General features: G+C 67.0%; 14 protein-coding genes. 7 read left to right on the top strand and 7 right to left on the bottom strand.

Annotated features, from left to right (window positions below):
- Positions 1–19: 19 nt before the first annotated feature.
- Together RRU_RS03875 and RRU_RS03870 are read right to left on the bottom strand one after the other, a co-directional pair.
- Positions 20–1084 (bottom strand): NAD(P)H-dependent flavin oxidoreductase, encoded by a 1065-nt coding sequence (locus RRU_RS03875; RefSeq protein WP_011388502.1) that lies wholly within the window; start codon positions 1082–1084, stop codon positions 20–22.
- Positions 1085–1098: 14 nt separating this feature from the next.
- Positions 1099–2319, bottom strand: coding sequence for an aspartate kinase (locus RRU_RS03870; protein ID WP_011388501.1), 1221 nt, complete (start codon positions 2317–2319; stop codon positions 1099–1101).
- A 345-nt stretch (positions 2320–2664) separates the two neighbouring features.
- Between RRU_RS03870 and ubiG the strand changes: the two genes are divergently transcribed.
- The gene (ubiG, locus tag RRU_RS03865) at positions 2665–3414 is read left to right on the top strand and encodes a bifunctional 2-polyprenyl-6-hydroxyphenol methylase/3-demethylubiquinol 3-O-methyltransferase UbiG (RefSeq protein WP_011388500.1); all 750 of its coding nucleotides are present in this window, start codon (positions 2665–2667) and stop codon (positions 3412–3414) included.
- Positions 3415–3670: 256 nt separating this feature from the next.
- On the top strand, positions 3671–5167 hold the full coding sequence (locus tag RRU_RS03860) for a sensor histidine kinase (protein WP_011388499.1): 1497 nt from the start codon (positions 3671–3673) through the stop codon (positions 5165–5167).
- 20 nt (positions 5168–5187) lie between these two features.
- On the opposite strand, the gene RRU_RS03855 is transcribed toward RRU_RS03860, so the two are convergent.
- From RRU_RS03855 to RRU_RS03840, 4 genes are all read right to left on the bottom strand, one after another.
- Entirely contained in the window at positions 5188–5703 is a 516-nt protein-coding gene (locus RRU_RS03855; protein ID WP_014626011.1) for a DUF1178 family protein, read from the bottom strand.
- 61 nt (positions 5704–5764) lie between these two features.
- Positions 5765–6604, bottom strand: a complete 840-nt coding sequence (locus tag RRU_RS03850) for a carbon-nitrogen hydrolase family protein (RefSeq protein ID WP_011388497.1) — start codon at positions 6602–6604, stop codon at positions 5765–5767.
- Complete coding sequence (gene grxC, locus RRU_RS03845) at positions 6601–6867, bottom strand: glutaredoxin 3 (protein WP_011388496.1); 267 nt, start codon at positions 6865–6867, stop codon at positions 6601–6603. Before grxC ends, RRU_RS03850 begins: the two co-directional genes overlap by 4 nt.
- Before the next feature lie 87 nt (positions 6868–6954).
- The gene (locus RRU_RS03840; protein WP_011388495.1) at positions 6955–7695 is read right to left on the bottom strand and encodes a ComF family protein; all 741 of its coding nucleotides are present in this window, start codon (positions 7693–7695) and stop codon (positions 6955–6957) included.
- Positions 7696–7774: 79 nt separating this feature from the next.
- Here RRU_RS03840 and RRU_RS03835 point away from each other — a divergent pair, with 79 nt between their 5' ends.
- From RRU_RS03835 to radC, 5 genes are all read left to right on the top strand, one after another.
- Positions 7775–8689 (top strand): methyltransferase domain-containing protein, encoded by a 915-nt coding sequence (locus tag RRU_RS03835; protein ID WP_014626010.1) that lies wholly within the window; start codon positions 7775–7777, stop codon positions 8687–8689.
- Between the two features lie 23 nt (positions 8690–8712).
- Positions 8713–9450, top strand: a complete 738-nt coding sequence (sfsA, locus tag RRU_RS03830; protein WP_011388493.1) for a DNA/RNA nuclease SfsA — start codon at positions 8713–8715, stop codon at positions 9448–9450.
- 28 nt (positions 9451–9478) lie between these two features.
- Complete coding sequence (locus tag RRU_RS03825; protein ID WP_011388492.1) at positions 9479–9934, top strand: thioesterase family protein; 456 nt, start codon at positions 9479–9481, stop codon at positions 9932–9934.
- A gap of 114 nt (positions 9935–10048) precedes the next feature.
- Entirely contained in the window at positions 10049–10864 is an 816-nt protein-coding gene (gene map / locus RRU_RS03820) for a type I methionyl aminopeptidase (protein ID WP_011388491.1), read from the top strand.
- The gene (gene radC, locus RRU_RS03815; RefSeq protein ID WP_011388490.1) at positions 10861–11592 is read left to right on the top strand and encodes a RadC family protein; all 732 of its coding nucleotides are present in this window, start codon (positions 10861–10863) and stop codon (positions 11590–11592) included. Before map ends, radC begins: the two co-directional genes overlap by 4 nt.
- A gap of 87 nt (positions 11593–11679) precedes the next feature.
- On the opposite strand, the gene RRU_RS03810 is transcribed toward radC, so the two are convergent.
- On the bottom strand, positions 11680–12261 hold the full coding sequence (locus RRU_RS03810; protein ID WP_162470602.1) for a hypothetical protein: 582 nt from the start codon (positions 12259–12261) through the stop codon (positions 11680–11682).
- Between the last annotated feature and the right edge of the window lie 96 nt (positions 12262–12357).

Below are 12357 nucleotides of genomic sequence, written 5' to 3'. Positions count from 1 at the left end.
ATGCCCCCCTTTCGTACGCTCAACCACCCGCTTGCCGGGCGGCCCTGCGGGTCAGGGCCGCGACGGCCTGTCCCCGCAATTCGGCCAGTATTTCGGCGACGGGCTCCTCGCGCTTGACCATGCCCACGCTCTGGCCGGCCATCAGCGAACCCGAGTCCACATCGCCTTCGATCACGGCGCGACGCAGGGCGCCGGCCCAGAAGTGCTCGATTTCAAGCTGGGCGGACTTCTGATCGATCTCGCCGTTGTGAAAGCGGTCGATGACGGTCCGCTGCATTTCCATGAAGCGGGCGGTTCCCTTATTGGCCAGGGCCCGCACCGGGATCACCGGAAACTGGGGGTCGATCTGGATGGTCGGCACCGCGTCGCGGGCGCTGGCGCGGATGAAGGCCTTCTTGAAGTTGGGATGGGCGATGCATTCGGTGGCGCACACGAAGCGCGTGCCGATCTGCACCCCGGCGGCGCCCATCTCCAGATAGGACAAGATCGCCTCGCCCCGGCCGATGCCGCCGGCGACGAAGATCGGAATCTCGGGGACCTCGGGCAGGATCTCCTGGGCGAGGACGCTGGTCGAAACCGGGCCGATATGCCCCCCGGCCTCGGCCCCTTCGATCACCAGGGCATCGGCCCCCGATCGCACCAGCTTGCGCGCCAGGGCCAGGGCGGGGGCGAAGCAGATGCAGCGCGCCCCCAGATCCTTGACGCGCTTGATCGACGCGGCACTCGGCAGGCCGCCGGCCAGAACCACATGGCTAACCCGGTGCTCGCCGCACAAATCGATCAAACGATCGAGTTCGGGATGCATGGTGATCAGATTGACGCCGAAAGGGCGCTCGCCGCCCATCCCCTCCAAAAGGGCGCGGGTGGCGGCGATCTCCTTGGACAACAGATCGGACGGCATCGAACCGCAGGCGATGACCCCGAAGCCGCCGGCCCCCGAAATCGCCGAAACCAGATGACGTTCCGAGACCCAGGCCATGGCGCCGCCGAGAATCGCCGTATCGCAGCCCAGGAAGGCGCGGCCACGGGCCCAAAGCTCGTCCAGCCGTTCTTCCGCCCACCCGTTCATCGCCGCGTCCTTCATCGTTCCGCTCCGCCTCAGGCCGCATCCAGCCCATAGGCGGAGTGCAGCGCGCGTACCGCGAGTTCCATGTATTCCTCGGCGATCAGCACCGACACCTTGATCTCCGAGGTGGAGATCACATGGATATTGATGCCTTTTTCGGAAAGGGCCCGGAACATCGTCTGGGCGACCCCGGCATGGCTGCGCATGCCGACGCCGATGACCGAAACCTTGACCACGGCGCTGCTGGTCGTCAGTTCGCGATAGTTGATATCGTCGCGCGCCCCTTCCAGAACCTTGAGGGCGCGGGCGAGATCGCTGCGCGGCAAGGTAAAGGTGAGATCGGTCGAATGACCGTCCTCGGACACGTTCTGCACGATCATATCGACATTGATATTGGCGTCGGCCAAGGGCCCGAAGATCCGCGCCGCCACGCCCGGCCGGTCGGAAACCTTGACCAGAGTGATCTTGGCCTCATCGCGACTATAAGCAATGCCGCTTACCAATTCCTTTTCCACGATCTCATCCTCGTCGCATACCAGGGTTCCGGGCGCATCGCTGAAGCTTGACAGCACACGGACCCGAACCCGGTGCTTCATGGCCATTTCCACCGACCGGGTCTGAAGGACCTTGGCCCCCAAGGATGCCTGCTCCAGCATCTCCTCATAGGTAATTCTGTCAAGCTTCCGCGCCTTGGGCACAATCCGCGGATCGGTCGTATAGACGCCGTCGACATCGGTGTAGATATCGCAACGATCGGCCTTCAGCGCCGCGGCCAGGGCGACGGCCGAGGTATCGGAGCCGCCACGGCCCAGGGTGGTCACGCGATTATTCGGTCCCAGCCCCTGGAAACCGGCGACCACCGCCACCTGACCGCTGGCCAGACGCTGTTCGAGCACGGTGGTGTCGATCGACAGGATGCGGGCCTTGCCGTGGGCCTCGTCCGTATGGATCGGGATCTGCCAGCCCATCCACGACCGCGCCTCGACGCCGATATCTTGCAAGGCGATGGCCAGAAGCCCGATGGTCACCTGTTCCCCGGTGGCGACCACGGCATCATATTCCCGCGCGTCGTACATGTTGGTCATGGAATCGCAGAAGCCGACCAGACGATTGGTCTCTCCCGACATGGCCGAGACCACCACCGCCACCTCATTGCCGGCGTCAACCTCGGCCTTGACCCGCCGGGCGACGTTGCGGATACGATCCACGTCGCCGACGGAGGTTCCGCCGAATTTCATCACGATGCGCGCCATGGCGTGCTGCCTTCCTCGTATCAGGTCCAGTCGAGCGCGCGGAAACTGCCGCGGACCGCGCCTCGCCCCCGGCGCCACGCGTCCGACACCGCGGGGCCCGTCAATGGCGGGGGGAAGGGCGGAGGTGGGGCGGGTCAGGGAGCGGGTCCGCGTGGCATCCAGATTGCCGGACAGCCTCGCGCCGTGTAGTAAATCAGCGTAGTTAAATCAGAGCGAGCACCCCGGCGAGCGCCAGGACGGCCAGAGGGCCGCCCGGTGGCGAAGCGCCGGAGAGCGCGTATGGATACGAAAAGCGGGGCCGCAAGTCCAGAGGTCCCGCGCGGCTTATGAAAGAGGGAGACCCCGATGTCCGCCACCACCTCCGGTACCGCGTCGGCCGCGGAACTTGCCAAGTTCAGTGCCATGGCCGACGCATGGTGGGATCCGGAAGGCGACTTTAAGCCGCTGCACAAGTTCAATCCGGTCCGAATCGCCTTTCTGCGTGACCATTTCGCCGCCCATTTCGGCCGCGATATCGAGGCGCCCCGCCCCTTCGAAGGGCTGAGCCTGCTTGATATCGGCTGCGGTGGCGGGCTGCTGTGCGAGCCCTTCGCCCGGCTCGGCTTCGCCGTGACCGGCATCGATGCCGCCGAGCGCAATATCGGCACCGCCTCGGTTCATGCCGAGCGCGCCGGACTGCCCCTCACCTACCGCTGCGCCATGCCCGAGGATCTGGTGGCCGAGGGCAAAACCTTCGACGCCGTCCTCACCATGGAAGTCGTCGAACATGTCGCCGACGTGCGGTTGTTCCTCGACTCGGTGGGCCAGCTGTGCCGGCCGGGCGGAGCGGTGGGGGCGGCCACGCTCAATCGCACGCTGAAATCCCTGGCCCTGGCCAAGGTCGGCGCGGAATACGTGCTGCGCTGGCTGCCGCGCGGCACCCACGACTGGCGCAAGTTCATGAAGCCCAGCGAACTGACGGCGGGCCTGCGCGAGGCCGGGCTGTCCGTCGACGCCATCGCCGGCATGACCTTCGATCCCTTCAGCGGTACCTGGAGCCAGACCACCGACGTCAGCGTCAATTACATGCTGTTCGCCACCCGGGCCGCCGCCTGAGCGATCCTTCCGGGCCCCCCGCCCCTTTTCGGCGAAAGGGGGCCCGCCTTGCCCTAATTGCGCCCTGGAGCCGCCATACCCCCTCCCCATCCTGGCCCCGATCGAATCGCCGCCCATATCTATGGGTGTGACGACGAGGATGGGGCACCCTGACGGAGGGATCTTTTCTGAACGCGTTCAGAAGAAACGCCGAACATGACAATGGGCCGTCGGCCCGCTGCTGCCCCTTCCCTTTTGCGCGGGGACACCACTGACCATGTTCAGCCTGATTGATTCGCTGGTTGGCGAAACCGCCCTTCTTCCCCATGGCCAGTGCCTGCTGTGGGACACCCCGCTTCTAGCCCTGCATGCGGTATCGGATGCGCTGATCGCCCTGGCCTATTTCGCCATTCCGCTGGCGATCGTCATCTTCGTGCGGCGCCGCCCGGGCCTCGAACCGCTTCATCTCGCCCTGGCCCTGCTGTTCGCCGTTTTCATCGTCGCCTGCGGCCTGAGCCACATCAGTTCGGTCGTTACCCTGTGGATCCCGGCCTATCTGACCCAGGGCCTGATCAAGGCGGCCACCGCCGTGGTCTCGCTGGTCACCGCCTTTGTCCTCTTCGCCCTGATCCCACGCCTGCTGGCCATCCCCAGCCCGGCCGAGCTCCGCGAGGCCAACCGGCGTCTTGGGCAGGAGGCCGCCCTGCGCCAGGGCATGGTCGAGGACTTGATCGTCGCCCGCGCCGATCTGGAACGCCGGGTCGAAGAACGCACCCGCGCCGCCGTCAAGATCATGGAGAACTTCGAGGTCACCCTGCGCGGCTCGGCGGTCACCATCTTTCAGCAGGATCTGGATCTGCGCTATACCTGGATCCATAATCTGCGGCCGCCGCTGGTCGCCTCCGATTATATCGGCCGCACCCCGCGCCAGGCCCTGCCGCCCGAGGCCGCCGCCGTCATCGAACCCTTCCAGCGCGAGGTCCTGCGGACCGGAGTCAAGGATCGGCTGATCCTCGCCATCAGCCGCGGCCTGGACGAGGGCGTCTGGTACGACATTCAAAGCGAACCCCTGCGCGATGACGCGGGCGTCATCAGCGGTCTGGCCTCGGTCGCCGTCGACATCACCTCGCAGAAGGCCGGTGAACAGCAGTTGCGCGTGCTGATGCGCGAATTGACCCATCGCTCGAAGAACCTTCTGGCGGTGGTCCAGGGCATCGCCCGCCAAAGCGCCGCGAACGTCCCCGACGTCAAGACCTTTACCGAACGCTTCGGCGCCCGCCTTCAGGCCCTGGGCGAATCCCATGATATCCTGGTATCCACCGACTGGCGCGGCGCCGCCATCCCCGATCTGGCCCGCGCCCATCTGGGCCATTTCCTGGCGGTCAGCAAGGAACGGCTGACCCTGCGCGGCCCCGATATCCTGCTCTCGCCCGAGGCCACCCAGCAAATTGGGCTGGCTTTGCACGAGCTATCGACCAATGCCGCCAAATACGGCGCCCTGTCCAACGATGGCGGGCGGGTGGAAATTACTTGGGAGACGCGGCCAAGCCCGCTCGGCGTCGATCTTGTGCTGATCTGGCGCGAAATCGACGGGCCGCCGGTCGTGCCCAGCGAGCGCACCGGCTTTGGCCATATCATGGTCACCTATCTGGTGCCGCGCTCCCTGCGTGGCACGGCGACCCTGACCCCCGCCGCCGAGGGCATGCTGTGGACCCTGACCTTCCCGCTGTTCATCCGCCAGAACCCCCATCCGCCAGCCACGCCAACGGCCTAAAACGCCGTGGCGCCGCCCGCTCAATGGCCGGCGCGGCGGCTCCAGGGCAGAAGGGCGACGGCGATGCCCTCCTCGTCAAGATCGCGGGCCTCTTCCAGGCTGGCCTCGCCATAGATCGGCCGCTCGACCCCTTCGCCATAATGAATGCGCCGGGCCTCTTCGGCGAAATTGGCGCCAACGTTCTCGCAGGTTTCCTCGACCCTCTTGCGCAAGGCGGCCAGGGTCTCGGCCATCTTGGCCGCCCGAGCGGCATCGATCGGCGCGGCGGCGGCGGGGGCGACGACGGCCGGCACCGCCGGCGGCGGCGAAGGGGCGGCCGGAGCGGCGCCCCCGGCCGCCGGGGGCGCCAGCCGCCCGGCGTCGCGCACCCGCGACGACACCACATTGGGCGCCATCAGCGCCTTGCCGACCGTCGACGAGCCGCAAACCGGGCAACGCACATCGCCGGCGGCAAGCTGCGTCCCACAGGTCGCGCTATCGCGAAACCAGCCGTCGAACTCGTGGTCGTTGTCACAGATCAGGGTATAGCGGATCATTTTTACCGTTCCGAACAAGCCCCCCCTCTACCCCAGCCGGTGGACGAAGGCAAGGCGGGCCCTAAAGCGTATCGAGGGCGAAGACCCGGTCGTGGGAGAGCGACGGAACCATCGCCCGCGCCTCGACCACCTTTTCGGGATCGATCTTGGCCAGGATGATGCCCGGGGCCTCGCCGGCATCGGCCAGAACCCGTCCCCAGGGATCGATGATCAGGGCATGGCCATAGGTTTGGCGGCCTTCGGCATGGGTGCCGGTCTGGGCCGGGGAAATCACGTAACAGCCGGTCTCGATCGCCCGCGTCCGCTGCAGCACATGCCAATGGGCCTCGCCGGTGGTGCGGGTGAAGGCCGCCGGGATGGTCAGATAATGACAGCCGGCCTTGGCCAGGGCGCGAAACAGATGGGGAAAGCGCAGATCGTAACAGATCGACAACCCGAGCCGGCCAAAGGGGATATCCAGGGCCACCGCCCGCGATCCCGCCTGAAAGGTCGAGCTTTCCTTATAGCTTTCGCCATCGGCCAGATTAACGTCGAACATGTGGATCTTGTCGTAGCGGCCGCGGATCGCCCCATCGCTATCGACCACATAGGTGCGGTTGGCCACCATGCCATCGCCGACGGCGACGGCCAGCGTGCCGCAATGCAGCCAGATATGCAGATCGCGGGCGAGATCGCGGAAGGCGGTCAAGGCGACGTGATCCTCCTCGGGCATCGCCTTGGCCTGGATATTACGCCGCCCCCATTCCATCATCGCCACGTTTTCGGGCATGAACACCATGTCCGCCCCACGCTCGCGCGCCTCGCGCACCAGGGCGCTCGCCGCCTCCACATTGGGATAGACCTCGCGCCCGGCATTGACCTGAATGCAAGCGGCGGTGAAGGAACGGGGGGGCTGGGTCATGGCGCGCTTCCCGACAGAAGACCATCAAGCTTGCCCAGGCGGTCAAGGGCGTGGATGTCATCGCAGCCGCCCAAGGCCCGGCCGTCGATGAAGATCTGCGGAACGGTGCTGCGCCCGCCGGCCCGCCGGGTCATCTCCTCGCGCAACCGGGGATCGCCCGACACATCGATCTCGCGATAGGCCACCCCCTTGTCGCCCAGCAGCGCCTTGGCGCGCCGACAATAGGGACAGCTCGGGGTGGTGAAAATCTCAACGGCAACCATCGATACTCTCCAGGCAAAAGAACGAAAACCGAAAACAGTCGTTTCTATATACGGCGGCCGGCTTGACGCTTCCAGGCCGCCACCCCCTCAGGTCTCCTCCAGGCTCACCCGCGCCAGGGTCAGCACGTCAACGCCGGTGGCGCCGGCGGCCAGCAGAGCCCGGGCGCAGGCATTGGCCGTCGCCCCGGTGGTCAGCACGTCGTCGATCAGCACCACCCGCCGCCCGGCGATCTCGTCGGGGCGGACGACGACGAAGGCGCCCTGGACATTGCGCGCCCGCGCCCCGCGCCCCAGGCCGCCCTGGCTTGGCGTCGCCCGCCGGCGCACCAGGGCCAGCGGACGATAATCCAGATCGCCGGCGTCGGCGATGGCCTGGGCGAGAACGGCGGCCTGATTATAGCGCCGCGAAAACAGCCGCCAGCGATGGAGCGGAACGGGCACCAGCACGGGATCCCCGGCCAGCAGGGCGCGGCCGGCCCGCGCCATCCAGCGGGCGAATCCCGGCACCGAGTCCAAGCGATCGGCATGCTTGAAGCCGAGGATCAGCCGGGCCGAGGCGTCATCATAGCGCCAGACCGCCCTTGCCCGGGAAAACAGCGGGGGGGTTCCCAAACAAGCCCCGCACAGCCGCTCGCCCTCCCCCTCGCCCCCCAGTTCGAAAGGCAGGCCACAGCAGGCGCAGAAGGGTTCGGTGATATGGGCGAGGCCGGAAAAACAGGCCGGACACAAGGCATCGGGGTCGGCGACCTGGGTGCCGCAGCCCAGGCAGCGCGGCGGCAACAAAAGATCGAACAGCCCCCGGCCCATCTCCCGCCACGACGCCCCCATCGCCCCCTCCGCTTTATCCGCGGCTTCCCCCTGGAGACCGACGGGCGAACCGACTATATCAGGCTCCATGTCCGAGAGCATGACCGTCTTCGATCGCCGCGCGGTTCGCCGCCACCGCGACCGCGCCGCCCCCACCCTTGACGGGTTCGATTTCCTGCTGGCCGAAGCCGCCGAGCGGCTGACCGAGCGGCTGGACGATATCACCCGGCGTTTCCCTTTGGCCCTTGACCTCGGCTGCCATGGCGGCGAGGTCGGCCGGGCCTTGGGGAAGCGCGGCGGGGTCGACACCCTGCTCGCCTGCGATCTGTCGCCGGCCTTCGCCGCCCGCGCCGCCGGCGATAAGGCCGCCCGCGCCTCCGGCGACAAGGTCACCCTAGCCTTCGCCGCCGACGAGGAACTTCTGCCGATCCGCCCGCAAAGCCTGGATCTGGTGCTGTCGAACCTGTCGCTGCATTGGGTGAACGACCTGCCCGGCGCCCTGATCCAGATCCGCCGGGCCCTCAAACCCGATGGCCTGTTCCTGGGCTGCCTGTTGGGCGGCGAGACCTTGGGCGAATTGCGCGGCTGTCTGGCGCAGACGGAAATCGCCCTGGAAGGCGGCTTGTCGCCGCGCACCAGCCCGCTGGCCGATGTCCGCGACGCCGGCAACCTGCTGACCCGCGCCGGCTTCGCCCTGCCCACCGTCGATGTCGATACCCTGACCGTCCATTACGGCGATCCGCTGGCGCTGTTGCGCGACCTGCGCGGCATGGGCGAGACCAACGCGGTGATCGAGCGGCGCAAGGGCTTCACCCGCCGCGAGACCCTGCTTTCGGCGCTCGCCCTCTACCGCGAACGCCATGGCGACGACCAGGGGCGGGTGCCCGCCACCTTCCAGATCATCACCCTGACCGCCTGGGCCCCCTCGCCCGATCAGCCCCAGCCGGCCAAGCGCGGCTCGGGCATGGTTGGCCTGGGACAGGCCTTGGCCAATCCGGGCGCCCCCCTTGTTTAACCCTTTGGTGTAAGGACGCCGCCATGCTGTTTCCCACGCCGCTGGTCGAAGGCCGGCTGGTCAAGCGCTACATGCGGTTCCTGGCCGATGTGATCTTGGACGATGGCACCGCCGTGACCGCCCATTGCGCCAATTCGGGATCGATGGCCTCGGTCAAGGAGCCGGGATCGCCGGTCTGGCTTTCCGAAAGCCCCAATCCCGACCGCAAGCTGAAATACACCTGGGAGATCATCCGCGTTGGCGACGCCTATTCCGGCGTCAACACCGGCACGCCCAATGCCGTGGTCGCCGAGGCCATCGCCGAGGGCAAGATCCCGCCGCTTGCCGGCTATGCCCGCCTGCGCCGCGAGGTCAAATACGGCAAGACCTCGCGCATCGACATCCTGCTCGAGGATGATGCCGCCGCCGACGACGCCCCCGCCCGCCCGCGCTGCTATGTCGAGGTCAAGAACGTCACCCTCAAGCGCGATCCGGCCTGGGATGGCCCCATCGATTTTCCCGACGCGGTGACGACGCGCGGCGCCAAGCACCTTCTCGAACTGGCCGATATGGTCGACCAGGGCCACCGCGCCGCCATGGTCTATCTGGTCCAGCGCACCGATGGCGGCGCCGTCGCCATGGCCGCCGACATCGATCCCGCCTATGCCGCCGGCCTGAAGACCGCCATCGCCAAGGGCGTCGAGGTCTATTGCCTGGGCTGCGAGGTCGACCCCTTGCGCGGCATCTGGGTCAACCGCGCCCTGCCGCTGATCGCCCCTTAACGGAGTCCGCCGCGACGGAGGACGAAACATGCGGGATGTTTTGAAGGTCGGCATGGGCGAAACCCTGAGCTTCGAGGTGCCGCGCGAAAAGACCGTGCCCTTTCTTTATCCCGAATCCGCCGAGTTCCAGGCGATCCCCGAGGTGTTCGCCACCGGCTATATGATCGGGCTGATGGAATGGTGCTGCGTGCGCTCGCTCGCCCCCGCCCTGGAAGACGGCGAAGGCAGCCTGGGCATCGCCATCAATGTGTCCCATCTGGCGCCCACGCCGCCGGGGGCGCGGGTCGTGGTCGAGGCCAAGATCATCGCCATCGACGGCCGCAAGGTAAGCTGGCATGTGGTCGCCCGCGACGAGGTCGATCTGATCGGCGAGGGCACCATCGGCCGGGCCGTCGTCCGCTGGTCGTCCTTCACCCAACGCCTAGCCGAGAAAGCCGCGACGATCGCCGCCCGGCGCGCCACCAAGCCAAGCGGGACCGACTGATCCGGGGGACTTGTAGCGAAGCCCCGCCGCGCCTAAAACAAAAGGGGCGGGTTCGGTTTCGGCACCCCATATATCTCCTTACCCCTTTTTCAGAAACGATTGGACCGTTTTCCCATGAACCAGACTGCCCAACGAGCCCAGCAGGTGACGATTCACGGGCTGGAGGGATTCGAGGGTATGCGCCGTGCCGGACGTCTCGCCGCCGAAACCCTCGACTTCATCACCCCCTATATCGTGCCCGGCGCGACGACCGAGGATCTCGACCGCCTTTGCGCCGAGTTCATGGCCGATAATGGCGCGATCAGCGCCACGCTGAACTACCGCGGCTACCCCAAGTCGATCTGCACCTCGATCAACCATGTGGTCTGTCACGGCATTCCCAGCGAAGACAAGATCCTGCACGACGGCGATATCATGAATATCGACGTCACGCCGATCCTGGACGGCTGGTATGGCGATTCCAGCCGGATGTATTACGTCGGCGAGCCCAAGGTGAAGGCCAAGCGCTTGGTCGAAGCTACCTATGAATGCCTGATGCGCGGCATCGCCGTGGTCAAGCCCGGCGCTACCCTGGGCGATATCGGCTATGCGATCCAAAGCTATGCCGAGGGGCTGAAGTTCTCGGTGGTCCGCGATTTCTGTGGCCATGGCCTGGGTCAGGTCTTCCACCAGCCGCCCAATGTCATGCATTTCGGCCGCAAGGGTCAGGGGATGACCCTGCGCGAAGGCATGATCTTCACCATCGAACCGATGATCAACACCGGCCGCGCCGATACCAAGATCCTGTCGGATGGCTGGACGGCGGTCACCCGCGACAAGTCGCTTTCGGCCCAGTTCGAGCATTCGATCGGCGTGACCGCCGATGGCTGCGAGATTTTCACCCTGTCGCCCAAAGGCTGGCACTGCCCGCCCTATACCGAGGCGCCATGACCCCGGCCTCGGGGGAGACGCCGCCCAACAAGGCGGTTGTGGCGCCCGAAAAGGCGCCCCTCCCCCATTATTCCGGGCACCGCGCCCGCCTGCGCGACCGCTTCCTGGCCAATCCCGATGGCCTGCCCGATTACGAATTGCTTGAATTACTGCTGTTCCAGGCCAATCCGCGCGGCGATGTGAAGCCGCTGGCCAAGGCGCTGCTGGCGACCTTCGGATCCTTCGCCCGGGTGATTTCGGCCTCGCCCGAGGCTTTGCGCCGGGTTGACGGCGTGGGCGACGCGGCGGTGGCGGCGCTCAAAACCGCCGAGGCCTCGGCCCACCGCCTGCTCAAGGGCGAGGTGATGAACCAGCCGGTGCTCGGCGCCTGGGACCGGGTGCTCGATTACTGCCACGCCACCATGGACCACCGGCCGATCGAGCAGTTCCGCGTGCTGTTTTTGGATAACCGCAACCGCCTGATCGCCGACGAGCTTCAGCAGACCGGCACCATCAACCATACCCCAGTCTATCCACGCGAGGTGGCGCGCCGCGCCCTGGAACTGCACGCCGCGGCGATTATAATGGTCCACAACCACCCATCAGGCGACCCCGCCCCCTCGGCCGCCGATCAGGACATGACCTTGCAGGTGCGCGACGCCCTGCGCGCCGTCGGCGTCGGCCTGCACGACCATATTGTGGTGGCGCGCGGCGGCCATGTGTCGTTCCGCTCGCAAGGGCTGTTCTAAGATCTTGATAGTCAAATAAATCGTCGTCGCGATCTGGTTCAGAGCGCTCGGGATTTATTCTAGAACATCGCTCGGGTCGGTCCGTCCCTAGATCCCGGCCGCGACCATCCCGGCCCCAATGATCCACACCGCCGCCGCGATCACCGCGCCCAGTCCCAGGCCGGCGACGAGGCGCATCATCGGCAGGCGCAAGGGCGGCAAACGCTCCCCGCATGGGGCCTCGAAGGGCACATCGCCCTCGGCCAAATCCGATAGCGGAGAGCGGTGAAGGCAAAGAGCGCCCGGCTCGGGCGGGAGGACGACGGGCGGCGGCGCGGCGAGCGCGGCCTGGGGAGCGACGGCCACGGGCGGCGGAGCGGCCGCCCTTTCGGCGTCGGCAACCGCCTCGGGGCGCGACCGGAACGCCGACTGCGGCCGGGGCGCCGGCCGCAGCGGGATCATGGTGGCGACGGCCGGGGACAGCGTTCGCGGCTTCAGCGGTGGTGGCATGCGGGTGCTGGGTGGCGGCAGAAGCCGCCAAGTCGGCCCCTCTTCCAGCGCAGCGGCGACGGCGAAGCCCCCCTGGCTGGCGAGACGCGGCGAGCGCGCGTCGACAAGGGCCTTGGCGGGAACGGCCGCATGGCCGGGGATAGCCGGGGACGCGGCGGCGCGGAGGGAGTCATCGCCCACCAAGCTCAGGCGGCTTTCCACCCGAGGGGGGATGGGGGGCGCCGTTCCCCTCACGGCATTTAGATCATCCAACCCGTACAGGCGGGGGGCACGCCA

The organism is Rhodospirillum rubrum ATCC 11170 (assembly GCF_000013085.1).
GTDB classification, from domain to species: domain Bacteria; phylum Pseudomonadota; class Alphaproteobacteria; order Rhodospirillales; family Rhodospirillaceae; genus Rhodospirillum; species Rhodospirillum rubrum.
This window is presented reverse-complemented; position numbering and strand designations above follow the sequence as displayed.

Coding starts and splice junctions, on each gene's coding strand:
- RRU_RS03875 (WP_011388502.1), bottom strand. CDS start 1,084: ATGAAGGACGCGGCGATGAACGGGTGGGCGGAAGAACGGCTGGACGAG.
- RRU_RS03870 (WP_011388501.1), bottom strand. CDS start 2,319: ATGGCGCGCATCGTGATGAAATTCGGCGGAACCTCCGTCGGCGACGTG.
- ubiG (WP_011388500.1), top strand. CDS start 2,665: ATGTCCGCCACCACCTCCGGTACCGCGTCGGCCGCGGAACTTGCCAAG.
- RRU_RS03860 (WP_011388499.1), top strand. CDS start 3,671: ATGTTCAGCCTGATTGATTCGCTGGTTGGCGAAACCGCCCTTCTTCCC.
- RRU_RS03855 (WP_014626011.1), bottom strand. CDS start 5,703: ATGATCCGCTATACCCTGATCTGTGACAACGACCACGAGTTCGACGGC.
- RRU_RS03850 (WP_011388497.1), bottom strand. CDS start 6,604: ATGACCCAGCCCCCCCGTTCCTTCACCGCCGCTTGCATTCAGGTCAAT.
- grxC (WP_011388496.1), bottom strand. CDS start 6,867: ATGGTTGCCGTTGAGATTTTCACCACCCCGAGCTGTCCCTATTGTCGG.
- RRU_RS03840 (WP_011388495.1), bottom strand. CDS start 7,695: ATGGGGGCGTCGTGGCGGGAGATGGGCCGGGGGCTGTTCGATCTTTTG.
- RRU_RS03835 (WP_014626010.1), top strand. CDS start 7,775: ATGACCGTCTTCGATCGCCGCGCGGTTCGCCGCCACCGCGACCGCGCC.
- sfsA (WP_011388493.1), top strand. CDS start 8,713: ATGCTGTTTCCCACGCCGCTGGTCGAAGGCCGGCTGGTCAAGCGCTAC.
- RRU_RS03825 (WP_011388492.1), top strand. CDS start 9,479: ATGCGGGATGTTTTGAAGGTCGGCATGGGCGAAACCCTGAGCTTCGAG.
- map (WP_011388491.1), top strand. CDS start 10,049: ATGAACCAGACTGCCCAACGAGCCCAGCAGGTGACGATTCACGGGCTG.
- radC (WP_011388490.1), top strand. CDS start 10,861: ATGACCCCGGCCTCGGGGGAGACGCCGCCCAACAAGGCGGTTGTGGCG.